Raw genomic sequence first — 24,512 nt, forward strand, 5'->3', positions numbered from 1 at the left:
TAAGGTGACTGGTCCGTAGTCGGCCGGCAACGCGAGGTGGTCATGACGGCAGCACTCACCCGGGCGGAATGCTGATGGCCCTGTCCGGATTCGTCGGCCGCAAGGCCGGGTCCGTACTGGGCCAGGTGGGTGACCTGTTCGTCATCGTCCTGGAGGGTCTGCGCCGCAGCTGGGACATCCGGCACTGGTGGTGGGAGTTCGTCGACCAGTGCTGGTTCCTCGCGCGGGTCACCAGCGTCCCCGTGCTGCTGGTGTCGCTGCCGCTGGGCGCGACCGTCGCGCTGCAGGTGGGTGAGCTGGCCTGGCAGCTCGGCGCGGCGTCCGCCACCGGCAGCGCGGTGTTCGTCGGGCTGATCCGCGAGGTGGCGCCGCTGGCCAGCGCGCTGCTGATCGCCGGGGCCGGGGGCAGCGCGATGACGTCCGACATCGGCGCCCGGCACATCCGCGACGAGCTCAGCGCGATGGAGGTGATGTCGATCAACCCCATCCACCGCCTGGTCACGCCGCGCATGTGGGCCGCCAGCACGGTCGCGGTCTGCCTGTGCCCGCTGGTCATCCTGGCCGGGGCCGGCGGCGGCTACTTCTTCAACGTGGTCGTGCAGGGCGTGACCCCGGGGGCGTACTTCGACGGGGCGCTCTCGCTGGTCGTCGGCTCCGACCTGTACGTCACCCTGTTCAAGGCGTGGATCTTCGGGTTCATCGCCGCCGCCGTCGCCTGCTACAAGGGCATGACCTGCGCCACCAGCCCGGTCGGCGTCGGACGCGCGGTCAACCAGGCCACCGTCGTCACGTTCATGCTGGTCTTCGCGTTCAACTACGTGATCTCCGCGGTGTACTTCCTCGCCTACCCGCCGAGGGCGCTGTGATGGTGGCGCGCACGGCCGGGCTCAGGCTCGCCAGCGGCGGCCGCGAGTGGGCCGAGCGGTTCGCCCGGCTCGCCGACTGGCCGTTGTTCGTGTGGAAGGTGGTGTTCTACTCCGTCCGCGACGTCATCCTCCGGCTGAAGTACGTCAAGGTCGTCGTCCGCCAGGTCAGCGACGTCGTGGTGGGCGTCGGCGCGACCGTCATCGGCGGCGGCATGGTCTTCGTCGTCTTCACCATGGCGTTCGTCGTGGGCGCGACCGTGGGCCTGCAGGGCTACCAGGGGTTGCAGGCGATCGGCGCCGAGTCGTTCATGGGCCTGGTGGGCAGCTTCGCGAACGTCCGGGAGATCACCCCGATCATCGCGGCGACCGCGCTGGCGGCGCAGGTCGGCTCGTCGTTCACGGCGGAGCTCGGCGCGATGCGGATCTCGGAGGAGATCGACGCGCTGGAGGTGATGGGCATCAACGCCTTCACCTACCTGATCTGCACCCGTGTGGTGGCCGCGCTGCTGGCGCTGATGCCGATCTACCTGATCGCGCTGTTCGCCAGCTTCTTCGCCACCCGGCTGATGAGCACGGTGCTGTTCGGCCTGGCGCCCGGCGTCTACGACTACTACTTCTACCTGTACCTGCCGGTCAGCGACATCGTCTACAGCGTCGCCAAGGTGGGCGTCTTCGCCTTCACCGTCATCGTGATCCACTGCTACCACGGCTTCTACGCCACCGGCGGGCCGGTGGGCGTCGGGGTGGCCGCGGGCCGCGCGATCCGCCAGTCGATCGTCACGATCGTCCTGCTCAACCTGCTGCTGTCGTACCTGTTCTGGGGTGGCGGCGGCAGCGTGAAGCTGACGGGATAGGCGAGCGATGGGACGCACCGAGCTCTCGCTGCCGGTCCGGCTGGGCATCGCGCTCGCCGTGGTCGTGGTGTTCGTCGCGACGACGTTCTTCGTGGTGCGCTCCGCCACCGAGATCAGCGGGACGCGCATCGACGCCGTCTTCGGCCACGCCGGGCAGGGCCTGGACACCAACTCGCCCGTCAAGATCCGCGGCATCACGGTGGGCGACGTGACCGGCGTGTCCCTGGACGGCAAGGGCCACGCCGTGGTGACCATGCACCTGCGGCCCGGCGTCAAGGTGCCACAGAGCACGGTGGCAGCGGTCGAGCCCGCGTCGGTGTTCGGCCCCAAGTACGTCAACCTCAAACTCGGCCCGGGCGAGAGCGCCGGCCCCTACCTGGCCGCCGGCGCCGTCATCACCGACACGCAGGACCCGCTCGACCTGTCCGACACGCTCGGCGCCGCCTACCGGGGCCTGGACGCGGTGGACCCGCACGAGGTCTCCGCCATCGTGCACACCCTGGCCAGGGGGCTCGACGGCGAAGGGCCCGCGTTACGCGAGCTCATCGACGACTCCGGCACCGTGATCGGGGTCGCCCACAGGCAGCGGGAGCGCGCCAGGCAGTTCCTCCGCGACGGCGCCGCGCTGTCCACCGCGCTGTCCGACAAGGGCGACGAGCTGGTGTCGATCGCCTCGGACGTCAACGTCATCACCCCCGACCTGCTCAAGCGGGCCGACAAGGTCAGGGCGCTGCTCCAGGAGGTCACCTCCATCTCCGACCTGGGCGCGCACGGCCTGCGCAAGCACCGGCAGGACCTGCGGGCGGGCGTCCACTCGGGCGAGCGGGTGGCGGCGCTCATCTACGCGCAGCTCGGCCTGGCCGGCGACGGCGTACGCGGCCTGAACAAGCTGGTGGACCTGCTCAACCAGCTGATCGAGGCGCCGGGCCCCGGCGGGACCCGGCAGCTGCAGGTGGAGGCGTTCGTCGCGACCGACATCTGCGAGCTGGTCGTCGGATCCTGCGGCCCCACGGACGGGAGGCGCTGACGTGGCCATCTCCAGGGAGCGCGCCGCCCGCCGCTGGACGCTCCTGCGTTTCGTCCTGTTCATCGGGGCGACGGTGACGCTCATCGTGGTCATCACGTTCCAGATCGCCAGGGTCAGCACGGGCGGCGGCTACCTGCTCACGGCCACCTTCGACGACGTGTCGGGCCTCAACGAGGGCGACCAGGTCAAGATCGCCGGCGCGCCGGCGGGCCAGGTCGACTCCATCAAGGTGGTGAACGGCAGGGCCGAGGTGACGATGGAGGTGCAGGACGCGGTCCGGGTCCCCGAGGACACCGAGGCGGCCATCCGCTGGCGCAACGCCGTCGGCCAGCGGGTGGTCTACCTGGTCCCCGGCACCGCGTCCGGCAGGCTGGCACCCGGCGCCCGCATCGCCCGCACCTCCTCGGTGGTGGACATCGGCGAGCTGGTGAGCGACATCGGCCCGCTGACCCGCAGCCTCGACCCCGACCAGATCAACCAGCTGCTCACCGCCGCGGCCAAGGCGCTCAAGGGCAACGACAAGAACATCCCCAGGCTGCTCGACAACGTCAACGACATCACCGGCACACTCAACGAGCGCAAGCAGACGATCCAGCGACTGCTGAAGGACTACGCCACGGTCACCGGGGTGGTGGCCCGGCGCGACAAGCAGATCGAGCAGCTGGTCGACAACCTGGTCGTGCTCTCCGAGGCGTTCGCCGACAACCGCAAGCTCGTCGATGACGCGCTCGTCGAGCTGACGACCACCGTGCACACGTCCAACGAGGTCATCGGGAAGAACGCCGACGAGCTGGGCACGCTGGTGGACCACCTGTCGAGCCTGACGGGCGGCATCAGGCGGCACGTCGGCGAGATCGACAGAACGGTCGGCACCTTCCAGCCGCTGTTCGCCCGCGCCTACTCCAGCGTCGACCGCGGCCACTACTTCGTCACCGCGGTGCCATGCGTCGCGCTGAACGCCGCGCCGTGCCCGTACCCGATGAAGACGCCGCCGCCGCTGCGTGGCAGCACGCGGATCCAGAGCTCGAAGGACCTGCGCAAGCTCATGGTGGGTGAGTGATGGCGGCGAAGTCCTTCCGCGACCGCAACAAGATCGCCGTCGGCCTGGTGTCGCTGGCCGCGCTGGGGACCGTCCTGGTGGCGACGTTCCTGGTCGGCAACCTGGGGCTGCTGGAGGGCGGTTACTCCATGTCCGGCACGTTCGTCGACTCGGGCGGGCTGCGGACAGGCAACGACGTGCGCGTCGCCGGGGTGCGGGTCGGCAAGGTGACCGAGGTGCGGGCCGACTACGGCCAGGGCAACGTGGTCGTGACCTGGAAGGTCGACAGCGACGTCCGGCTCGGCCGCTCCACCAGGGCCGACATCACGCTGTCGAACCTGCTCGGCGGCCGGTACGTCAAGCTGACCGGGCCCGTCTCGGCCCCGTACGTCGACCAGCTGCCCGAGAGCCAGCGGCGCATCCCGGTCGAGCGGACCGGCGTGCCCACGCTGATCAACGACGCGCTCAAGGACGCCACCAAGCTCGTCCAGCGGCTGGACACCAAGCAGGCGGACAACCTGCTGAACGAGCTGAGCAAGATCGACACCACCAAGCGGGGACGCATCACCAGGCTGCTGAAGAACATCGGCGACCTGTCCGACACCATCAGCAAGAGCGAGCCCGACCTGCAGAGACTCCTCGACAACGGCTCCCGGATCATGAAGGTGCTGGAACGGAAGGACAAGCAGCTCGGCAGGCTCATCGACGCCATCGAGGTCATGCTGAACGAGCTGCGCAGCCGCCGCAACGAGCTGCGCACCCTGCTCGGCGACGGCAGCGACCTGGTGCAGAGCACCACCCGGCTGATCAACGAGCACGAGAAGTCGCTGGTGCGGGTGCTCGACGACAACAGCGCGATCACTACCAGGCTGAGCGACGGCAACAAGCAGCTCAACTCGCTGCTGGCGTGGGCGGGCCCGACGTTCTCCGGCATGTCCACGATGGGCGGCCAGGGCCCGTGGCTGGAGGCCATCGCCACGGGCCTCGGGCCGATCGACCCAGAAGTGCTGGGAGCCCTTTCCAGGGACACCGCGAAGGACAGGAAGGGCGAGCGATGAGACGACTGCTCGCGGTCCTCCTGGCCGGAACCCTGCTGGTGGCGAGCGGCGGGTGCACGCTGCTCGGCGCCGAGCCGTACCGGCTCACCGCGATCTTCAGCAAGGCGCCCTCGCTGTACGAGCAGGCGCGGGTGAAGGTGATGGGGCTGGACGCCGGCTACGTCGAGCGGATCAGGATCGAGGGCGACCGGGTACGGGTCGAGCTGTCGGTCGACCGCGAGGTGCCGCTGCCCGCCGACGTCAAGGCGGTCGTCGCCCCGCAGAACACGCTCGGCGAGCGGAACGTGGTGCTCTACCCGCCGTGGAAGCCCGGCGACCAGCGGATCGCGCCGGGCGCGACCATCCCGCTCGAGCGGACCGACCTGCCGGTCGAGATCGACGACGCCCTCGACGCGTTCACCAAGCTGACCGAGGCGCTCGACGACAAGAAGCTGGGCAAGGTGGCGGGCAACCTGGCCGACAGCGTCAGAGGACGCGGCAGGACCATCAACAACGCGCTGGCCGACACGGCCAGGCTCACCGACACGCTGACCAAGCAGGACCAGCAGCTCATCGACCTGGCCAAGGGCCTGAACAAGCTGGCCACCAGCCTGAACAGGCGGGAGGGCCAGGTGACAGGCGCCATCGACTCCTTCGCCGAGGCCAGCGCCATCCTGGCCGAGGAGCGCAGACGGCTGCGCGGGTTCATCTCGGGCATGGCGGACTTCGTCCGGCGCGGCGACGTGATCATCGAGGCGTACTCGGAACGGCTGCCCCAGGCGACCAGCACGCTGGCCGAGCTGGTGCTCACGGTCAGGGCCAACAGCGCGTCGATGGCGCAGGCGGTCAAGGGCGCGGCCGACTTCGCCGACGTCCTGATCGACTCCTGGGACAGGGAGCAGCACGTGCTGAAGATCCGCGTGGTGCTCGACGCGACGACCAGAGCCTGGCTGACGCCGCTGTTCGACTCGCTGAACCTGGGCTCGGTGCCGTGCCTGCCGGCCGGGCTCAGCAACTGCCCCTTCCAGCGGAAGAAGACACGATGAGGGCGCGCGTCCTGTCGGGGCTGCTGGCGCTGGGCATCACGGCGTCCTGCTCGCTCCAGACGCTCGGCTCCGCCACCGGCGACCTGACGCTCAACGCCACCTTCGACGACGTGCAGAGCCTGGTCGCCGGGCACAGCGTGCAGATCGCCGACGTGCGCGTCGGCACGGTCACCGACATCCGGCTGCAGGGCTACCAGGCCAGGGTCACCATGTCGATCGAGGACGGCCACCCGGTGCCCGTGGGAAGCACCGCGACCGTGGCCAAGACGTCGGTGCTCGGCGAGAACTACGTCGAGCTGACCCCGCCGGCCGGCAAGGACCTGTCGACGGGCCCGTACCTGAAGAGCGGCGCCACGATCATCGAGACGTCCGTGGAACCGGACATCGAGCAGGTCACCGCGAAGGCGGGCCCGCTGATCGAGGCGCTCGGCGCGCAGGACGTCAACTCCCTCCTCGACGCGGCCTCCACCGCGGTCGCGGGCAAGGGCGACGACCTCAACAAGCTGATCAGGCAGACCGCCGAGGTCACCGACGCCTACGCGGCGGCCCGCCAGGACATGGCGACCAGCATCGACGCCCTGGCCAAACTGGGCGACCAGCTCGCCAAGGGCAGCGACCAGCTCGACAGGCTGCCCGGCACCCTGGAGGCGGCGACCGCGCGGCTGGCGCACGGCCGCGGGCACGTCAAGAAGGCCATCGTCGCGCTGACGAACCTGGCCAAGGAGGCCAACCTCACGGTCTACCCGCGGCACGCCGCCCGGCTGCGGACCCTGCTGCGCGAGCTGGACGCGATCAGCACGTCGATGGTGCGCGGCAAGGAGGACCTCAAGGCGCTGGTCGCCAAGATCCAGGCGTTCATCGACGCGCCGCCGATCACGGTCAACGGCCAGGTGCTGATCTACCTGTGGCTGAAGGGCCTGCTGCTGCCCAAGAAGAGCAAGGGGATCCTCCCGGACGATCTCAAGGTCGGCCCGCTGCCCAACCGCCTGGAGGACTTCCGCCTGCTCTGGGAGCCGCCACGATGAGGAACCGCCGCATCTACCTGAACCTCGGCTTCTTCGTGGCGCTGGGCGTCGTGATGACGGTCTGGGCGTTCAGCACGATCATCAAGCTGGACGCGATCACCAAGCCCTACCGGGTCTCGGCCGAGTTCGTCTCCTCCCCCGGCCTGATCCGCGGCTTCGACGTCGCCTACCTGGGCGTCCGCGTCGGCAAGATCGGGGACGTGCGGCTGGCGACCGGCAAGATCGTCGTCGGCCTGGACATCGACAAGGAGATCAGGCTGCCCGGCGGCGTCACCGCGGAGGTGCGGCGCAAGTCCGCGATCGGCGAGCCGTACGTGGAGCTGTCGCCGCCCGCGACCGGCGTGAACGGCCCGTCGCTCGCGCCCGGCCAGGTGATCCCGCTGTCCAGAACCAGTGTCCCGCTGGACTACAAGAAGCTGTTCGAGGGGGTCGGCAAGCTGCTCAACGCGGTGCCGCCCAAGGACGCCAAGACGATCACGCACGAGCTGGCGGTGGCGCTGGAGGGCCGGGCGCCGTCCATCAGGGGCATCATCGACGACGCCCACGACCTGACCGGCACGCTGGCCGACAACGCGCAGCTGCTGGACGACCTGTCGGTGCAGCTCACCCGGCTCACCCACACGCTGGCGGGCAGGAAGGACAAGCTGGCCTCCGGCATCACCGACCTCAGCACGGTGACGGGCACGCTCCGGGAGTCGCGCGCCGACCTGAACGCCTTCCTCGACCAGGGGCCGGGCGTGTTCGCCCAGCTCGACCAGGCCATCAAGCGGTCCAGGCCGGGCTTCTCCTGCCTGCTGACCGCCGCCGGGCTGCCGCACAAACCGGTCTTCTCACCGGAGACCGAGCGGAACGTGCACCACCTGCTGAGCATCGTCCCGACCGCGCTGAGCCTGACGGACGACATCAGCGACAGGCGAGGCGACACCGTGTACGGCAAGGCGGCGTTCATCTTCAGCGTCCCGGGCGGGCCGAAACCGGCCGAAGAGTACGCGGGGCCGGTCGGGCCGCCCACGGTGCCGCGCCTGCGCGCCTGCCCCAAGCACGCCCCCGCCGCCACCGACGACCCGTCCGACGCCCCGCACGACACGGGCGTCCCCGATCGGGGCCGCGTGGACGCCGCGGCCAGGCCGACCTCCACCCCCGCGAGGTCCGCGTCGAAGCCCGACGCCGCCTCGCCCTCCCCCACCGGCGTGGCCGCCACCGCGGCCGCGTCCCGTACCCCCCTGAGCACCACGCCGCTGATCGTGGCGATCTTCCTCGCCGTCGTGGCCGGTGGTGGCATCGCGGGCTGGATCGCGGCGGGCCGGGCCGCCCGCCGCCGTGAGGAGAACCCATGACGACCAAGCAGGACCTCGCCGAGGAGACCACGGCAGAACGGCCGGAACCGGCGCCCGAACCCGAGGAGCGGCCCCTCGCGCGGGACACGGCCGAGCCCGCGACGCCACCCGCCGCCCAGGACCCGTCCGAGCCCGCGACGCGACCTGCCACGCAGGACGCGGCCGCCTCCGCGGCGGACGACGCCGTTTCGGCGTCGGACAAGACCGCCTCCGCGGCGGGCGAGGGGGCCGCCGCGGGGAGGCGGGCCGGGTTCACCCGGGCCCGCGTCCTGGGAGCGCTGGCGGCGATGGTCGCGGCCGCGCTGGCGGCGACGGCCGTCCTGCAGTGGATGTCGGCCTCCCAGGCCCGGGACGCGCTGGCCAGGCTGGAGGCCGAGCGGGCCCTGCGCGTGGAGGTCTCGGGCGCGGCGAGCTCGTTCGGCCAGGCCCTGCTCAGCTACGACTACCAGAACCTGCAGGCCACCCGCTCGACCGTGATCTCGCAGGCCACGGGCGACTTCCTGGCCACCTACGACGAGGCGTTCGGCGGCGCGATGGCCCAGGTCATCGTCAAGCTCAAGGCCGTCTCGCACGCCACGGTCCGCGAGGTCTACCTCTCGGACGTGGACGACGCCCTGGCCCACGCCATCGTCGTGGTGGACCAGCAGGTCAACACCGCCCAGGCGATTCGCTCCGTGAAGGACTCCCACCTTAAGATCACGCTGGTGAAGCAGCAGGGCGTCTGGAAGATCAACGACGTGACCGTCCTCGGTGCGGCCAAGGAAGACCAGTACAAGCTCGACGGCAAGAAACAGGACTGACCCATTCACCCGGTGACCATGGGCGGCAGGCCCGACGAGATCAACGCCCCGATCGGCTGGCTGACGGCCGTCGAGCGCGAGCGCGCCGCCCGTTTCAGGCACGAGGCCGACCGGCAGTCGTTCGTCGCGGCCCACCTGCTGGTGCGGCTCTGCGCCGCCGCCTTCCTCGGCGCGGAAGCGTCCGGGCTGACGCTGTTGCAGCACTGCGACGAGCACGGCCCTGGTCACGGCAGGCCGTACCTGGAGGGATTCCCGCAGGTGAGCGTCAGCCTCAGCCACACGCGCGGGTACGTCTGCGCGGCGGCGGGCCCCGGCCGCGTCGGCGTGGACGCGGAACGCGTGCCGCCCGGCCCGCTGGACGAGGCACTGGCCGCGGTGGCGCTCACCCCCCGCGAGCGCGCCACGGTCACCGGCAACGACGACCTGATCAGGCTCTGGACGCGGAAGGAGGCGCTGATCAAGCGCGGCGAGCTGACCATCGACGCGATGGCCGCCGACTATGACTGGACGCGCTCTCACCTGCTGGAGTGGAGCGTCGAGCCGGACATTGTAGTGGCCGTTATCACCGATGCCCCAGCCGCCAGGGTGCCTGTTCCCGGATAGCCTGTGGGTATGTTCTATCGCAAGCCCCTCGAGGAGCGCATCGCCGAGCGCGTGGCCGCACGCAAGCCTCTTGAAGAGGGCAAGACTTTCGAACATGGCCCGGCCAAGTTCGTGTTCGTCTCGCTGATCGTGGCCGTCGTGGTCGTCCACTTCGTCGGGTTGGCGATCGTCATGGCGTTCAGCTAGACGCTGCGGGGCCCGCGTGGGGCGAGAAGGTCCGGCCGCAAGGCACTCTACGTGCGCTAGATTGGAGATCATGAGCGCGCCTCGCTGGCTTTCTCCCGCTGAGCAGCGTGCCTGGCGAACCCATCTCGCCCTGCACAGGCTCCTCATGCACCGCCTCGACCGCGAGCTGCAGGAGCACGGGCTGTCCGTGAACGACTACGAGATCCTGGTCAACCTCTCCGAGAGCCCGGAACGCCGGATGCGGATGAGCGACCTGGCCGACGCGACCATCCAGTCGCGCAGCAGGCTGTCGCACCAGATCTCCCGCATGGAGGCCAAGGGCCTGGTCACCAGGGAAGACTGCCGCGACGACCGGCGCGGCACGTTCGCCGTGCTCACTCGCGAAGGCTGGGAGACCATCGAGCGGGTGGCGCCGTACCATGTCGCGAGCGTCCGCGAGCACTTCGTCGACCGGCTCACCGACGACCAGCTCGAGGCGCTCCAGGCCGCCTTCGAGCCGATCGTCGAGCAGCTGAAGAAGTTGCGCTGACACCCAACCGATACCTGCGACGGCTCACGATCGTTCCCGGCCGCTCGTTACCATCCCCGCATGCTCCGAAAGCTGCTGCTGCTCCTCGTTTTCGCGTTGGTGTCAGCTTGCTCGTCAGGGGGCGGGGGCGAGCTGCCCGCCGGGCCTGACCTGATGAAGAAGTCGGCCGAGGCGATGAAGGCGGTGAAGAGCGCCGCGTTCTCCATCTCCACCGACGGCAAGCCCAAGGTGCCGGTGAAGAAGGCCGACGGCAGGCTGACCGCCGCGGGCGACGGCGACGGCACGATCACCATCGACCTGCCACTGGGCGGGCTGCAGGAGATCACCTTCGCGCTGGTCGGCGACACCGTCCACTTCAGGGGGCCGACCGGCGGCTTCCAGAAGATGACCAGGAAGGACCTGGCGCAGATCTACGACCCGTCGCTGATCCTCGACCCCGGCAAGGGTCTCGCGCACCTCCTCGCCTCGGCCACCGACCCGCGCGTCGAGGCCGAGGAGGACGGCGCGTACCGGGTCGCCACGACCTTCTCCGGGCAGGTGCTCGGCACGCTGGTGCCCGGGGTCACGCAGGGCGTCAACGCCACGGTCTGGGTCGACACGGCGTCCAGCAGGCTCACCAAGGTCAGCCTGCCGCTGCAGGACGGCACCGTCACGGTGACCCTGCGCGACTACGACGTGCCCGTCACGGTCACGCCGCCCCCCGCCGGATGAGGCGCGCCCGCCGGGTCGCGCTCGGCGTCGGCGGGGCGGTGGTCCTGCTCGCCGCGCTCGACGCGTACGTGGTCGTGACCGTCCTGATCGACATCGCCGAGGACCTGGACATCGCGCTGAACCGGCTGGAACGGGTCACTCCCGTGGTGACGGGCTTCCTGCTGGGGTACGTCGCCGCGATGCCGCTGCTCGGGCAGCTGTCCGACCGGTACGGCAGGCGTCCGCTGATCCACGCCTGCCTGGGGGCGTTCGCGCTCGGCTCGGTCCTGACGGCGCTGGCGGCCTCGGAGCCCATGGTCGTGGGCGGTCGGACGCTCCAGGGCATCGCGGGGGGCGCGCTGCTGCCGATCACGATGGCCCTCATCGGCGACCTGTGGGACGTGCGCGAGCGTCCGCTGGCGCTGGGGGCGGTGGGGGCCGCCCAGGAGCTGGGCAGCGCTCTCGGGCCGTTGTACGGCGGACTGCTGGCGTTGACGCCGGGCCTCTCGGTGCTGGGAGTGGAGGTGGGGGGCTGGCACGCCATCTTCTGGATCAACGTTCCGCTGGCGGGGCTCGCCGCTCTCGCCGTCCACCACACCGTCCCCCCACCCCACCTCGCACCACCACCTCCCGACGCCCCCACCTCACCTCCCGCGGCACCTCCAACCCTCACTTCCTCCCAGACACCCGGAGACTGCGGACCTGAGATGCCCTCGCCGATGGGGCAAGCGCCCGGTGGCGTGGACCGCGTCGGCGGTTACGCCGCCGGTCGCGTCAGGGCCGGCGGTGTGGACGGGGTCGGTGGTGCGCTGCTGGCGCTGGCGCTGGCGTTGCTGGTGGTCGGCCTGTACAACCCTGAGCCCGCCAGGGCCGTCCTGCCGCCCTGGGGGTGGCCGATGATCGGCGCTGGGGTGCTGGCGGGGGCCGGGTTCGTCTGGTGGGAGGTGCGCAGCCCGGTCCGGCTGCTCGACCTGTCGGCGACGCGCAAGGGGCCGCTGCTCGCGACGCTGGCGGTGAGCTTCCTGACGGGGGCAGCGCTCCTGGTGACCATGGTGTTCGTCCAGTTCACCGCGCAGACGCTGCTCGACATGGAGGCGCTGGAGGCGTCCCTGCTCCTGGGGAGGTTCCTGCTCGCGCTGCCGGTCGGCGCGGTGCTCGGCGGCCTGCTGGCTCGCCGGCTCGGCGACCGCGTGGTGGCGGTGGCGGGCCTGTTGGTCGCCGCCGCCGGGTACGCGCTGATGAGCCGCTGGCCGCTGGACCTGGCGAGCGCCGGTCTTCAGGTGGACGTCGACCTGGTGGTCGCCGGGCTGGGGCTGGGCCTGGTGATCGCGCCGGTCTCGGCGGCGGTGCTGCGGGTGACCCCGCCCGCACAGCACGGCGTGGCCTCGGCCGCGGTCGTGGTGGCCCGGATGATGGGCATGCTGATCGGCATCGCCGGGGTGTCGGCGTGGGGCTTCCACCGCTTCCAGTCGCTGACGGCCCACCTGGACACCCCGCTGCCGGTCGGCGTGGACGCGGTGACCTACGCCCGGCGGCTGGCGGAGTACACGGCGCGGGTGCGGGCCGCGCTGCATGTCGAGTACACCGAGATGTTCCTGGTCACGGCGGTCATCTGCGTCCTCGCCGCCGCCGTGGCGATCTTCGTTCCCGGACGCGCCGAGCCGGCCGGGCACACACCGTAGAGCGTCACTCGACGAACGCCCGTCCCGGTCTCCGTACGTGGGAAGCATCGCCACGGGCACGCGACCCGCCGGCCCGCCCGGTCAGGCGGGTCGGCGGGTGACGCGGCCGCGGGTTTCAGGGCGTGAGGCGGTGCAGGTCACGCGGGAAGAGGGTGGCCTGGCGGACGTTGGCCGCGCCCGTCAGCCGGGCGGTCCAGCGTTCCAACCCGATGGCGAACCCGCCGTGCGGCGGCATCCCGTACGCGAACGCCTGCAGGTACCCCTCGTACGGCTCCGCAGGCTCTCCCCTGGCGGCCAGCGCGTCCAGGTAGTCCTGGTGGCGGTGCAGCCGCTGCCCGCCCGTCACCAGCTCCAAGCCCCTGAACAGCAGGTCGAACCCGTTGGAGTAGGCCGGCCTGGACGGGTCCGGATGCGTGTAGAAGGGACGTTTGGCCATCGGGTACCCGGTGACGAACAGGAACTCCGAGCCGTGCTCCCGCACCGCCCACTCCGACAGCCACCGTTCCTGGGCCGGAGACAGGTCGGGCTCGTCCTCGCCGGTGAGCCGCTGCGCCTCGGTGAAGTGGATGGCCGGGATCTCCGCGGGCACGTCCGGCAGCGCGACGCCCAGGGCGGCCACGGCCGCCGCGGCCTGCCGCCGCACCGACTCCAGCATCCCGGCCACGGCCTCGCGCAGCACGGCCATCACGTCCCGGTGGTCGCGGACGAAGCCCAGCTCGGCGTCGAGGCTCGTGTACTGCGCCAGGTGGCGGGCGGTGTCGTGCGGCTCGGCGCGGAAGACGGGCCCCACCTCGTAGACCCGCTCGAACACCCCGACCATCGCCTGCTTGTAGAACTGCGGCGACTGGGCGAGGTAGGCGGGACGGCCGAAGTAGTCGATGCCGAAGACGTTCGCGCCCGACTCGGTGGCCGACGCGACGATCTTCGGCGTGTGGATCTCAGTGAACCCGAGGCCGTCGAGCGCCTGCCTGAACCCCGCCACGCTGGCCGCGGCGATCTCCAGTGGCGCCCTCAGCAGCGGGTGGCGCAGCGTGACCGGCGCGTGGTCGAGGATCGTGGGCAGCGCCGCCGGCACCGTCGGCCGATACAGCTCGAACGGCGGCCCCTGGACGGGCTCCGCCAGGACCTCGACCTCCGGCGCGGTCAGCTCGGCGCCGCCCGGCGCCTGCGGGTTGGCCGTCACGGTGCCGGTGACCCGGACGACGCTCTCCTCGGCGGGCAGGTCGCCGTGGCTGACGGCCTGCGCCAGCCCGGAACGGTCTCTGACGACGAGGAAGGACACGGATTTCAGCAGCCGGCGGCGATGGACCCAACCGGCGATCGTCACTCGTTGCCCGGCGTGCTCAGCGAGCTCCGCCGACATGACACGAGAGATCATCACAGCTCCTCTTGAGGAATTGCATGACCCCTTGGGAGTGCGGGGGAGAAGGGAGCTCCCGGTGCCACCGCACTTTCGCCGCCTCACCGAGGCGGCCTCGACGGCCCTATGACGGGGGCCAACCGGCGGGGCATTTCCTCCCCGCACTCAGGAGTGTCTTCGCCAGGGGGCACGGGGCCGCCTTCACAGCTGCCGGCGGCTCTCTGGGCCCGCGCCGGACCCCTGGCTACTCGTCTCCGTCAATGTGTTGCCGTGGATGTTACCGCATCTACTTCTTCGCCTGGTTGCCCTTGCGCTTCTCGCGGATCTTCATGGTGACGTCGATCGGCGACCCGGCGAAGCCGAACTCCTCGCGGATGCGGCGTTCGATGAACCGGCGGTAGGTCTCCTCCAGCCAGCCCGAGGTGAACAGCACGAACTTGGGCGGCTCGACCGACGCCTGGGTGGCGAAGAGGATCTTCGGCTGCTTGCCGCCGCGCACCGGCGGCGGGGTCTGCTGCACGAGCTCGGTCAGGAACGCGTTCAGCCTGGACGTCGGCACCCGGGTGGACCAGGCGTCGAGCGCCTTCTCCAGCGCGGGGACCAACCGGTCGAGGTGACGGCCGGTCTTGGCGGAGATGTTGACACGCAACGCCCAGGGGGTGCGGACGAGCTGCCGGTCGATCTCCTTCTCCAGGTAGTAGCGGCGGTCCTCGTCGACGAGATCCCACTTGTTGAACGCGACCACCATCGCCCGGCCTGACTCGATCACCAGGCTGATGATCCGCAGATCCTGCTCGGTGAGCACCTCGCTGGCGTCGATCAGCACGATCGCCACCTCGGCGCGCTCCAGCGCGGACCTGGTGCGCATGGCGGCGTAGAAGTCGGCGCCCTGCAGCTCGCGGTCGCGCCGCCGGATGCCGGCCGTGTCGATGAAGCGCCAGGTGCGCCCGCCCAGCTCGATCAGCTCGTCGACCGGGTCGCGGGTGGTTCCGGCCATCGGGTCGACCAGCACCCGCTCCTCGCCCGCCAGCTTGTTGAGCAGCGAGGACTTGCCGACGTTGGGCTTGCCGAGCAGCGCCACCCGGTACGGGCCACGCTCGGTCTCGAACTTCTCGCGCGGGGTTTCGGGCAGCGCGTCGAGCATGACGTCCAGCAGGTCGCCGCTCGAGCGGCCGTGCAGGGCCGAGACGGGGTACGGCTCGCCCAGGCCGAGCGACCAGAGCGCGGCGGCCTCCAGCTCCAGCTGCTGGTTGTCGACCTTGTTGGCGGCCAGGATGACCGGCTTGCCCGACTGGCGCAGCACCGAGCCGACGATCTCGTCGGAGTCGGTCGCGCCCACGGTGGCGTCGACGACGAACACGATGACGTCGGCCAGCTCGACGGCGACCTGGGCCTGCTCGGCGATGCGCAGGTTCATGCCGGTGGCGTCAGGATCCCATCCGCCGGTGTCGACGACGGTGAAGCGGCGGCCCCGCCAGTTGGCGTCGTAGGTGACGCGGTCGCGGGTGACGCCGGGCACATCCTCGACGACCGCCTCGCGGCGGCCGATGATGCGGTTGACCAGCGTGGACTTACCCACGTTCGGCCGCCCGACGATGGCCACGACGGGCAGCGGGCCGCTGTCGCCGTGCTCTTCGGAAATTTCGAGATCGTCGAGCTCAGCCTCGACCCAATCCCCAGTCGACACGATTGTTCGTCCTTAGTGAGTACCGCACCCTCAGGCGCGCTCGTATGAAGGATCGCGGCCATTTCGCTCCGCGACCAGACTCAGCACCTCGGCGATGACCTCTTCCAGGTTCAGCGCGGTGGTGTCGAGCTCGATGGCGCCAGCCGCCATCGAGAGTGGGTCCGTCTTGCGTGTGGAGTCGAGAGTGTCACGCCTGGCCATGGCGGCCTGCTGCGCCTCGACCGTGCTGCCCGCCAGCTCCGCGGAGCGGCGCTGGGCCCGCGCCTCGGCGCTGGCCGTCAGGTAGACCTTGACGGTGGCCTCGGGGGCGACCACCGAGGCGATGTCGCGGCCTTCGACCACGATGTCGCCCGCGCCGATGATCTGCCGCTGGAGCGCGACGAGCCTGGAGCGCACCTCGGGCACCGCGGCGACGACGGAGACCGCGCCGGTGACCTCGGCCTCTCTGATCGGCCCCGCCACGTCGACGCCGTCGACGTGGATGGTCGGGGCGTCGGGATCGGTGCCCGACGCGATCTCCGGCTCGCCTGCGCGCGCCGCGATCGCCTCGGAGTCGGCCAGATCGACGCCCTGCTGGAGCATCCACCAGGTCATCGCCCGGTACATCGCACCGGTGTCAAGGTAACGCAGCCCGAGTGCCCGGGCGACCCCGCGCGACGCGCTCGACTTACCCGACCCCGAAGGGCCGTCCATGGCGACGACCAGACCGGCCACGGCCTCTCCCTCTTCACGTTCTTGACCCAACCTGAAGAGGCTACCGCCTCGGGAAAGCCGCCGTGGACGACTGTCACGCGCGCACCGCCCTCCCCTCCCGTTCGCGGCGGACGCGCGAGGACGGCTCAGCCGGCGATCCAGCTCCCGTGGAATCCGAGCGGCACCCTGGCGGGCAGGTGGACGGTCGCGACCGGCTCCCCCGTGAAGTCCTGGGCCGAGAGGATCACCAGGTCGGCGGCGCCCCTGTCCGGGTCGTTCACGAACGCCATCACGTACCCGTCGTCCTCGGCCCGCTCCTCCCCCGCACCGCCCGCGCCCACGAACACCGGCTCGCTCACGTACGCGCCCCGCCCGAACCGGCGGTACTCCTGGACTCCCCGCTCCAGGTCCTGCTTGATCAGCGTGTTGTCGAACGCCTCGTCGGGCAGGTCCTCCAGCTCGGTGTCGGCAGGGGGGCAGATCACGTCCACGAGGTCGTGGGCGAGGGCGGTGTACCCGTAGCGGTACGGCCGCCCGGTGAGCCGCTCGTTCATCCTGGGGAACTCCTGCGGGCGGTCGTCGATCCTGGTCGCGGTGACCTTGCCGGACGCCGGGTCGATCCGCCAGCGGTCGAGCGCGGGCGGGCCGCCCAGGTCGAGCCGGGCGTCGACGAACCGCTTCGGGTAGCGGACCACGTCCACCACCACCTGGTCGCCGTCGTCGAAGGCGTTGAGGGTGTGGAAGACCCAGCACGGCTCTACGTCCACCCACCGCACCTCGCCGGTCGCGCGGGACATCAGCCCCAGCCGCGCGCCGTGCGCGTCGTTCCACGCGTACGGCAGGGGCGCCCCCTTCTCCATGTGGGCCAGGCTGAACGTCACGGGCAGGTCGTAGATCACCACATAGCGCTCGGTCAGCGCGAAGTCGTGCAGCATCGGGGCGCCGGCGATCGGGATGTCCCTGGTGGAGATCACCGCGCCCTTGGGGTCGATGACGATGTGCTGGTGGTGGTCCCAGCCGAAGTAGTAGGCCATCGCGTGCAGCTCGCCGGAGGCGGGGTCGAGGTGGGTGTGCGCGGCGAAGCCGCCGGGCAGCCCGCCGTCGAAGTCGCACGGGCCGACGGTGCCGAGCTCGTAGTCCAGCTCGTACGGACGCGCCCCGGCCTCGACTGTCGCGAAGGTGCGCCCCGCGATCCCGATGACGTGCGTGTTGGCGGCGAAGTCGATGCCCTCGTGGACGGGCCCCGGCCTCGGCTCCTCGTGCAGCCGCTCGGCGACGTGGGCGCTGCGCACCCACCGGTTGCGGTACCACTCGGCCCGGCCGTCGCGCAGCCGCACCCCGTGCACCATCCCCTCGCCGAGGAACAGATGGGCGGCGCCGGGATCGTCGAGGCTGAGCGGGTTCGGCCCGCTGCGCAGGTAGCGGCCGTCGAGCTCGGCCGGGACGCGGCCGGTGACGTCCAGGTCGAAGGCGGTGATCTCTTCGGCGACCGGGGTGAATCCGCCTCTGTAGGGAGTGGTCATCGTGCGCTCCTCTCGTCGAGCTTGTCGTCGGGCCGATCAACGGAAGGCAGGTCATCGGAAGGCAGGAACGGCGTGAGGACCGAGTCGCAGAGCAGCCGGTAGCGCTGCGAGGACATGGGCTCGTCGAAGTAGCCGGAGATCTCCAGGCTCACGGCGCCGTGCATCGCCATCCACAGGACGTCGGCGATCTCCTCCGCCGTGCCGCCGCGCAGCCGCCCCTCCTCCAGGCAGCGGGCCACGCCCTCGACCAGGATGAGGAACGACCGCTTGGCGGTCTCCAGCGCGTCCGGGCTGGGCGAGAACCCGGCGATGGCCCCCTGGAACATGACCCGGTAGTAGTCGGACTCGGCGAGGGCGTAGGCGCGGTAGACCTGGAGGCCGGTGCGCAGCCTGGCCAGGGGGTCGTGGTCCTCCGGCAGGTCCAGCAGCCTGCGCTCGATCCTGGCGAAGCCCTCCAGCCAGAGCGCCTCCGTGAGGCTGTCCTTGCCGCCGAAGAGCGTGTAGATCACCTTCGTGGAGCATCCGACCTCGGCGGAGATGCGCCGGACGGTCAGCGCCACGGGCCCTTCGGTGACGAGCAGATGGGTGGCGGCGTCGAGGATCGCCGCCCGTACGACGTCCTGCCCCTCCTGCTGAGCCTGCTGGTACACGGTCATCCGGTAACGTCGTTTCTGTTCGGTAACGTTGTTACCGCGTTTCTATCCCCGACTGGGGCAGATCGTCAACCCTTCGCGCACCAACTACTCTTTGCACTCGCTTCGTTACATATCGTCACTTACTGGGCACTTTTAGTCACATGAAAAAGAAAGTGAATCCGATCGAGCTTCAGAAGCACCTCTCCGGCGTCGACTACCCCGCCAAGCGGGAGGACCTGGTGAGGGCTGCCCGCGCGAAGGGAGCAGACCAGGAAATGCTGCAGGCCCTCCAGGCCATTCCCGACCGCGAGTACGACGGTCCGAGCGCCGTAAGCCAGGCGCTCAGCCGGCACTGAGGCCGATCGTAGAGAGTACGAGGCCGACCGGGTCCACGTGGGGTGTGCGACCCGGCCGGCCCCGTCCATACAGACGGCCCCTGCTCACTTGAGCGCGTCACTTGAGCGCGTCACTTGAGCGCGTCACTTGAGCGCGGCCGACAGGCGGAACAGTGCGACCGGCACCAGACCGCGCTTGAGCAGCCGGTAGACGGGCATCGGGCTGCTGCTCACCGTCTCCTTGTAGCGGACCGCCCACCGCCCGGCCAGGTACCACCTGCGCGGGGTGTCGTCGGGGTGGGTGAACTGGATGACGGCGTCGCGGCGCCCCAGGCTCACGGGCTGGTGCACGTACCCGAAACGGAACGCTCCGGGCGTCCTGCCGCGCAGCTCGGCGGCGAGGGCGTCGGCCGCGTGCAGTCCGGTCGGGATGCCGCCCTGGCAGGTGCCGTGCATGACGCCGAACGGCTGGCTGACCGCCGCCGCGTCGCCCACCGCGTAGACGTCCGGGTGCGACACCGAGCGGAGTGCCGAGTCCACCACCACGCGTCCGCGGCCGTCCACGGTGAGCCCCGCCACCTCGGGCAGGGGCAGGCCCCGGGTGCCCGCGGTCCAGAGCGTGGCGTCGGAGGGGATCAGCTCGCCCCCGGCCAGTTCGACCGCGTGGGGCAGCACCTTGGTGACGACCGCGCCGTCGCGGACCTCGACGCCGAGCCTGCGCAGCGCACTGTCGAGGTGTGCGCGGGCCTTGGCACCCATCATGGCGCCGGGCCGCCCTCTGGCCAGGAGGACGACACGCAGCCCGGGGTGCGCCTCCGCCAGCTCGGCGGCCGACTCGACACCGGTGAGGCCGCCGCCCGCGACCACGACGGTCGCCCTGTCGCGCCCCTTGCCGGGCCCCTCGTCGACGCCCTGGTCGACGCCCTGGTCGACGCCCTGGTCGAGCCCGCGCAGCCTGGCCGCCAGCCGGACCGCCTGGTCGTGGTCGTCGTAGTCGTAGGCGTGCTCCGCCACGCCGGGCACCGACACGTCCGTGACGCTGCCGAGCGCGTAGATCAGCTTGTCGTAGCCCAGCACCCGCTCACCGACCGTCACTTCGCGCCGGACGGGGTCCAGCCGGGTGACGCGCCCCAGGACGAACGCGATGCCCGTGCCGGCGATCACCTCGTCGATGGAGTGGTCCGCCAGCCGCTCGCCGGCCGCGGTCTGGTGCAGCCTGAGCCGCTCGGTGAACCGCGGGGACGCGTTGACCAGCGTCACCCTGCCACCGTGACGGCGGGTCCGCACGGCGGCCCTGATCGCGGCGGCGATGCCCGTGTACCCGGCTCCGAGTACCAGAATGTCGGTCATTCTTCCCTACCTCCTCGTTCCGCCCTGAAGACGGATCGAGAAGGCCGGGCTGTGACATCTACGGAACCTGCCAGCCCCGCTCGTGCAGCGCCTCGGTCAGCACCACCGCGGCGTCCGGCTGGACCGAGACCTCGGCGATGCCCAGCGGCAGGCCGGGCGCGTGCTCAAGCCGGACGTCCTCGACGTTCACCCCGACCTCGTCGCACACCTGGAACAACCGGGCGAGCTGGCCGGGACGGTCGCCGATGACCACCTGCACCACCACGTACGCGGGAGCGGGCCCGCCGTGCTTGCCGGGAATGCGCCCGTGACCGGTGACGCCGCGCTTGAGCAGCTGGGTGATCTCGTTGGTGGCGGTGCCGTCGCCGTCGGCCAGCGCGCGCAGCGCGGTCGCGGCCTCGGCCAGGTCGCGGGAGACCGCCTCCAGCACCTCGGCCACCGGAGTCGCGTTGCCCGACAGGATGCCGAGCCACAGCCCGGGGTCGCCGCCCGCGATCCGGGTGACGTCGCGCACTCCCTGGCCGGCCAGCCCGAGCGCCACGTCGGACGCGTCGGTCAGCCTGGCCGCCACCGCTGAGGCGGCGACGTGCGGGGCGTGGGAGACCACGGCCACCGCCCTGTCGTGGTCGGCGGCGTCGACCTGGACGGGGTTCGCGCCGCACAACTCGATCAGCGCCAGCACGGCCTCGACGGCCTCCGCGGAGGCGGCGGGGGTCGGGCAGAGCGCCCACGGGCGCCCGAGGAACAGATCGGCTCTGGCCGCCCCCGGGCCGGACTTCTCGCGCCCGGCCAGCGGGTGCGAGGCCACGTAGCGGGTCAGGTCGCAGCCCAGCTGGGTGGCCCGGTCGATCGGCTCGGCCTTCACGCTGGCCACGTCCGTGTAGAAGCGGGCGGTGTCGCGCTTCTGCAGCTCCAGCAGCTCGGTGGCGACGTGCGCGGGAGGCACCGCGATCACCGCGAGGTCGATCTCCTGGCCTTCCCGCTCCGGCTGCCACTCCTCGCCCGCGCCCAGCTCCCTCGCCAGCCGCACCGCCGCCTCGTCGCGATCGGCGAGCAGCACGCGTACCCCGCGCTGGCGCAGCGCCAGCGCGGCGGAGGTGCCGATGAGCCCCGTGCCGACTATCAGCACGGTGCGGAGGTCGGAAGCCATGTCGTTGTCCTGATTTATCGGGCTATTGCTGCTTTGGACGGTCAGGATTACTGGGCGATGTCCTGCCGGAGGGCCACCGCGCCGCGCAGATACACGTGCTGGACCTCGGAGCGCGGCCGGTCGGTCTCCACGTGCGCCATGAGCCTGACCACCCTCGGCAGCGCGCCCGGCACGTCGATCTCGGTGCAGCAGATCAGCGGCACGTCGTGGAAACCGAGCTTGCGGGCGGCGAGCGCCGGGAACTCCGCCGTCAGATCGGGCGTGGCGGTGAACAGCACGCTGATCACGTCATCGGTGGTGAGCCGGTTCCGCTCCATGATCGCGGCGACCAGCTCGGTCGTGCCCTCGATGATCGCGCCGCGGTCGTTGGCATCGACCTGGATCGCCCCGCGGATCGCCCGCACCATGTGCTTCGTCCCCTTCGTCAAAGCGGTGGAGCCCATGCGGAGGTCCGCACGGGCTCCTGCGTTCTGGCCAGATTACAGCTTCACGGCGGCGTAAAGTTCGCCAACCTCCTTCAGAGAGAGCGACCTGATGGTGCCCGGCTTGGTACGACCCAGCTTGACCGGGCCGAACTCGATCCTGGCCAGGTCGATGACCCGGTGGCCCGCCTCTTCCAGCATGCGCCTGACCACGTGCTTGCGGCCCTCGTGCAGCACCACTTCGACCAGCGCCTGCTGGCCGTGCTCCTGCACGACCGTGAACTCGTCGGCCTTGACGAGGCCGTCCTCGAGCTCGATGCCCTGCTTGAGCCTGCGGCCCAGGTCGCGCGGGATCGGCCCCGGCACCTTGGCCCAGTACTTCTTCTGAACGCCGTAGCTCGGATGGGTCAGCCTGTTGGCCAGCTCGCCGTCGTTGGTGAGCAGCAGCAGGCCCTCGGTCTCGGTGTCGAGCCTGCCCACGTGGAACAGCCTCGGAGCCAGCTCCTCCACGTAGTCGGCCAGGCACGGACGGCCCTGCGGGTCCTCCATGGTCGACACGACGCCGATGGGCTTGTTCAGGGCGTAGTAGACCAGGTCGGGGGCGGTCGGGATGCGCTTGCCGTCGACGTGGATGACCTGCGCCGCCGGATCCACCTTCGCGCCGAACCTGCGCACCACCTGGCCGTTCACGGTGACACGACCGTCGCCGATCATCTCCTCGCAGGCGCGGCGGCTCGCGACACCCGCCTGGGCGAGCACCTTCTGCAGCCGCACGCCGCCGGGGACCTCGGTGGTGTCGCGCTCGTCGGTGTAGCCCTCGGGGTAGAAGTCACGGTCACGGATGGGCTGGCGGGCCGTCTTGAACCGGTCACGCGGCTGCGCCGTCGTACGGGCGTCGTCTCCCCTGCCCGTACGGTCGTACGCGCGGCCGTCGCTTCCCCTGCCCGTGCGCCCGGACGCGCGGCCGTCGCCTGAACGGCCGGCGCCCGGCTTGGCAGGCCGCCCGATCGTCTGGACGTCGTCCCGCCGTCCGCCGCGGCCGGAGTCGTCGCGCCTGCCGTACCTGGCGCGGGTCGGCCCGCTTCGGGGAGTGTCCTCCCTGCGCCCGCTACGGTCGGCACGGAACCCGGCGCGCTCGCCACGGGGCTCGTAGCCGCCGTCACGCTCGTCCGAGCCCCGGTACCCGCCACGCTCGTCACGACGGTCGGAGCGGGGGCCCGAGCGGGGACCGGCGCCGCGGTCGTCACGTCGGTCGGAGCGGAACCCGCCACGGTCGCCACGCTCGCCGAAGGACCGCTGCCCCCCGTCGCGCCTCGCCGCGCCGTAACCGCCGCGCTCGGAACGGAAACCGCCGCGGTCATCGCCGCGCTCGGAACGGTAGCCGCCACCGCGGTCGTCACGGAATCCGCCACCGTCACGGCGGTCGGGACGGCCGCCGCGGCGCTCGGAACGGTAACCGTCGCGGTCGCCCCGCTGCGCCGAGCCGCCGGAGCGGTAGCCCCCGCGGTCGTCGCGACGGTCTGAGCGGAAACCAGGGCCGTCACCGTCACGCCGCTCGGAACGGCCGCCGAAGTCGTCACGACGGTCGGAACGGCCGCCGCGGTCGTCACGGCGGTCGGAACGGAAACCAGGGCCATCGCCGTCACGGCGGTCGGAACGGTAACCGTCACGCTCGCCCCGCGGCGCCGGGCGCTCGGAACGGTAGCCGCCGCGGTCGCCGCGCGAGGATGCGCGGCCGGCGTCGTCGCCGTAGGAGCCGGGACGGCCGGTGCGGGCGCGGGAGCCGCCGCGGTCGGCGCGGAGCGAGTCGCGCTCGCCCCGGTTGTCGCGGCCGTAGCCGCGGTCACTGTCGTCGCGGCGCGAACCGCCGCGGAAGTCGTCTCGGTGGGAACCGCCACGGAACCCCTCGCGGCGCGAACCGCCGCGAGCGTCGTCGGAGCGGAAGGCGGGACGCCCGCCACGGCCGCTGGAGCCGCCGGTGCGTCCACGACCGCGTCCATCACCGGACGGGGTACTGCGCCTGTTGATCACTTTGTTGTCTCCTCGAGGTTCTCCACGTCGTCGGGGAGGAAGGGGGCGAGCTCGGGGAGCTCGCTCAGGTCCTTCAGTCCCAGACGTTCAAGGAAGTATGAGCTTGTCCGGTAGAGCACTGCCTGGCTCTCCGGGTCGGTGCCGGCCTCCTCGACCAGCCCCCTGGCGACGAGCGTCCGCATGACGCCGTCGCTGTTGACACCGCGGATCGCGGCGACGCGGGCGCGGCTGACCGGCTGCCGGTAGGCCACGACCGCGAGTGTTTCCAGCGCGGCCTGGGTCAGCCGCGTCTGCTGGCCGTCGCGCACGAAGCGCTCGACCATCGACGCGCAGTCGGCCCGCGTGTAGTAGCGCCAGCCGCCGGCGACGTCCCTCAATTCGAAACCCCGCCCGGCGGCGGTGTATTCCGCGGCCAGCGCCTGGAGCTCCGCCGTCACCTCGTGCGTGGGACGTTCCAGCACCTGCGCCAGCGTCACCTCGGCGACGGGCTCGTCGACCACCATGAGGATCGCCTCGATGGCCGCCCGCAACCCCGGCCCCTCGGCCTCCTCATCCGCACCAGGCTCCCCGACACGGGCCCCTTCGGGTTCGCCACCCGCCGACCT

Annotated in this window: 25 protein-coding genes; 15 read left to right on the top strand and 10 right to left on the bottom strand. The window is 71.1% G+C overall.

Features of this window, described 5'->3' with window-relative positions:
• Positions 1-68 precede the first annotated feature (68 nt).
• From ABT294_RS27090 to ABT294_RS27155, 14 genes are all read left to right on the top strand, one after another.
• The gene (locus ABT294_RS27090; RefSeq protein ID WP_350809079.1) at positions 69-866 is read left to right on the top strand and encodes an MlaE family ABC transporter permease; all 798 of its coding nucleotides are present in this window, start codon (positions 69-71) and stop codon (positions 864-866) included.
• On the top strand, positions 866-1,720 hold the full coding sequence (locus ABT294_RS27095) for an ABC transporter permease (protein ID WP_350809080.1): 855 nt from the start codon (positions 866-868) through the stop codon (positions 1,718-1,720). Before ABT294_RS27090 ends, ABT294_RS27095 begins: the two co-directional genes overlap by 1 nt.
• A gap of 7 nt (positions 1,721-1,727) precedes the next feature.
• The gene (locus ABT294_RS27100; protein ID WP_350809081.1) at positions 1,728-2,747 is read left to right on the top strand and encodes an MCE family protein; all 1,020 of its coding nucleotides are present in this window, start codon (positions 1,728-1,730) and stop codon (positions 2,745-2,747) included.
• 1 nt (position 2,748) lies between these two features.
• Positions 2,749-3,807 carry an MCE family protein gene (locus tag ABT294_RS27105; protein ID WP_350809082.1) on the top strand — a complete coding sequence of 353 codons (1,059 nt, stop codon included), beginning with the start codon at positions 2,749-2,751 and terminating at the stop codon, positions 3,805-3,807.
• Positions 3,807-4,844: an MlaD family protein gene (locus tag ABT294_RS27110; RefSeq protein WP_350809083.1), complete on the top strand. Its 1,038-nt coding sequence runs from the start codon at positions 3,807-3,809 to the stop codon at positions 4,842-4,844. The genes ABT294_RS27105 and ABT294_RS27110 overlap by 1 nt, the downstream gene beginning before the upstream one ends.
• Positions 4,841-5,869, top strand: coding sequence for an MCE family protein (locus ABT294_RS27115; RefSeq protein WP_350809084.1), 1,029 nt, complete (start codon positions 4,841-4,843; stop codon positions 5,867-5,869). Before ABT294_RS27110 ends, ABT294_RS27115 begins: the two co-directional genes overlap by 4 nt.
• The gene (locus ABT294_RS27120; RefSeq protein WP_350809085.1) at positions 5,866-6,894 is read left to right on the top strand and encodes an MCE family protein; all 1,029 of its coding nucleotides are present in this window, start codon (positions 5,866-5,868) and stop codon (positions 6,892-6,894) included. The genes ABT294_RS27115 and ABT294_RS27120 overlap by 4 nt, the downstream gene beginning before the upstream one ends.
• Complete coding sequence (locus tag ABT294_RS27125) at positions 6,891-8,231, top strand: MlaD family protein (protein ID WP_350809086.1); 1,341 nt, start codon at positions 6,891-6,893, stop codon at positions 8,229-8,231. The genes ABT294_RS27120 and ABT294_RS27125 overlap by 4 nt, the downstream gene beginning before the upstream one ends.
• Complete coding sequence (locus ABT294_RS27130) at positions 8,228-9,031, top strand: hypothetical protein (RefSeq protein WP_350809087.1); 804 nt, start codon at positions 8,228-8,230, stop codon at positions 9,029-9,031. Before ABT294_RS27125 ends, ABT294_RS27130 begins: the two co-directional genes overlap by 4 nt.
• 18 nt (positions 9,032-9,049) lie before the next feature.
• A complete protein-coding gene (locus ABT294_RS27135) occupies positions 9,050-9,634 on the top strand; it encodes a 4'-phosphopantetheinyl transferase family protein (protein ID WP_350809088.1) in 585 nt (194 codons plus the stop codon).
• A 9-nt stretch (positions 9,635-9,643) separates the two neighbouring features.
• Positions 9,644-9,820 (top strand): hypothetical protein, encoded by a 177-nt coding sequence (locus ABT294_RS27140; RefSeq protein WP_350809089.1) that lies wholly within the window; start codon positions 9,644-9,646, stop codon positions 9,818-9,820.
• 70 nt (positions 9,821-9,890) lie between these two features.
• Complete coding sequence (locus tag ABT294_RS27145) at positions 9,891-10,349, top strand: MarR family winged helix-turn-helix transcriptional regulator (RefSeq protein WP_350809090.1); 459 nt, start codon at positions 9,891-9,893, stop codon at positions 10,347-10,349.
• Positions 10,350-10,409: 60 nt separating this feature from the next.
• Complete coding sequence (locus ABT294_RS27150) at positions 10,410-11,060, top strand: LppX_LprAFG lipoprotein (RefSeq protein ID WP_350809091.1); 651 nt, start codon at positions 10,410-10,412, stop codon at positions 11,058-11,060.
• Positions 11,057-12,721, top strand: coding sequence for an MFS transporter (locus tag ABT294_RS27155; protein ID WP_350809092.1), 1,665 nt, complete (start codon positions 11,057-11,059; stop codon positions 12,719-12,721). Before ABT294_RS27150 ends, ABT294_RS27155 begins: the two co-directional genes overlap by 4 nt.
• A gap of 115 nt (positions 12,722-12,836) precedes the next feature.
• Here the strand turns inward: ABT294_RS27155 and aspS are convergent, their stop codons facing one another.
• From aspS to ABT294_RS27180, 5 genes are all read right to left on the bottom strand, one after another.
• Positions 12,837-14,099, bottom strand: coding sequence for an aspartate--tRNA(Asn) ligase (gene aspS, locus ABT294_RS27160; RefSeq protein WP_350809093.1), 1,263 nt, complete (start codon positions 14,097-14,099; stop codon positions 12,837-12,839).
• Between the two features lie 268 nt (positions 14,100-14,367).
• The gene (gene der / locus ABT294_RS27165) at positions 14,368-15,768 is read right to left on the bottom strand and encodes a ribosome biogenesis GTPase Der (protein WP_350809094.1); all 1,401 of its coding nucleotides are present in this window, start codon (positions 15,766-15,768) and stop codon (positions 14,368-14,370) included.
• Between the two features lie 30 nt (positions 15,769-15,798).
• On the bottom strand, positions 15,799-16,461 hold the full coding sequence (gene cmk, locus ABT294_RS27170) for a (d)CMP kinase (protein WP_350809228.1): 663 nt from the start codon (positions 16,459-16,461) through the stop codon (positions 15,799-15,801).
• A 146-nt stretch (positions 16,462-16,607) separates the two neighbouring features.
• Complete coding sequence (locus tag ABT294_RS27175) at positions 16,608-17,984, bottom strand: carotenoid oxygenase family protein (protein ID WP_350809095.1); 1,377 nt, start codon at positions 17,982-17,984, stop codon at positions 16,608-16,610.
• Positions 17,981-18,640, bottom strand: a complete 660-nt coding sequence (locus tag ABT294_RS27180) for a TetR/AcrR family transcriptional regulator (protein ID WP_350809096.1) — start codon at positions 18,638-18,640, stop codon at positions 17,981-17,983. The genes ABT294_RS27175 and ABT294_RS27180 overlap by 4 nt, the downstream gene beginning before the upstream one ends.
• Positions 18,641-18,780: 140 nt before the next feature.
• Here ABT294_RS27180 and ABT294_RS27185 point away from each other — a divergent pair, with 140 nt between their 5' ends.
• Positions 18,781-18,975, top strand: coding sequence for a DUF2795 domain-containing protein (locus tag ABT294_RS27185; RefSeq protein WP_350809097.1), 195 nt, complete (start codon positions 18,781-18,783; stop codon positions 18,973-18,975).
• A gap of 123 nt (positions 18,976-19,098) precedes the next feature.
• On the opposite strand, the gene ABT294_RS27190 is transcribed toward ABT294_RS27185, so the two are convergent.
• The 5 genes from ABT294_RS27190 to scpB all read right to left on the bottom strand — a co-directional run bounded on the left by ABT294_RS27190 (position 19,099) and on the right by scpB (position 24,437).
• Positions 19,099-20,304, bottom strand: coding sequence for an NAD(P)/FAD-dependent oxidoreductase (locus ABT294_RS27190; RefSeq protein WP_350809098.1), 1,206 nt, complete (start codon positions 20,302-20,304; stop codon positions 19,099-19,101).
• Between the two features lie 58 nt (positions 20,305-20,362).
• Positions 20,363-21,454, bottom strand: coding sequence for a prephenate dehydrogenase (locus tag ABT294_RS27195; RefSeq protein WP_350809099.1), 1,092 nt, complete (start codon positions 21,452-21,454; stop codon positions 20,363-20,365).
• 47 nt (positions 21,455-21,501) lie between these two features.
• The gene (aroH, locus tag ABT294_RS27200) at positions 21,502-21,861 is read right to left on the bottom strand and encodes a chorismate mutase (protein ID WP_350809100.1); all 360 of its coding nucleotides are present in this window, start codon (positions 21,859-21,861) and stop codon (positions 21,502-21,504) included.
• Positions 21,862-21,933: 72 nt separating this feature from the next.
• Entirely contained in the window at positions 21,934-23,907 is a 1,974-nt protein-coding gene (locus ABT294_RS27205; RefSeq protein ID WP_350809101.1) for a pseudouridine synthase, read from the bottom strand.
• Positions 23,904-24,437 (bottom strand): SMC-Scp complex subunit ScpB, encoded by a 534-nt coding sequence (gene scpB / locus ABT294_RS27210; protein WP_350809229.1) that lies wholly within the window; start codon positions 24,435-24,437, stop codon positions 23,904-23,906. Before scpB ends, ABT294_RS27205 begins: the two co-directional genes overlap by 4 nt.
• Between the last annotated feature and the right edge of the window lie 75 nt (positions 24,438-24,512).

It is taken from the genome of Nonomuraea sp. NPDC000554 (assembly GCF_040300065.1).
Classification (GTDB): Bacteria; Actinomycetota; Actinomycetes; order Streptosporangiales; family Streptosporangiaceae; genus Nonomuraea.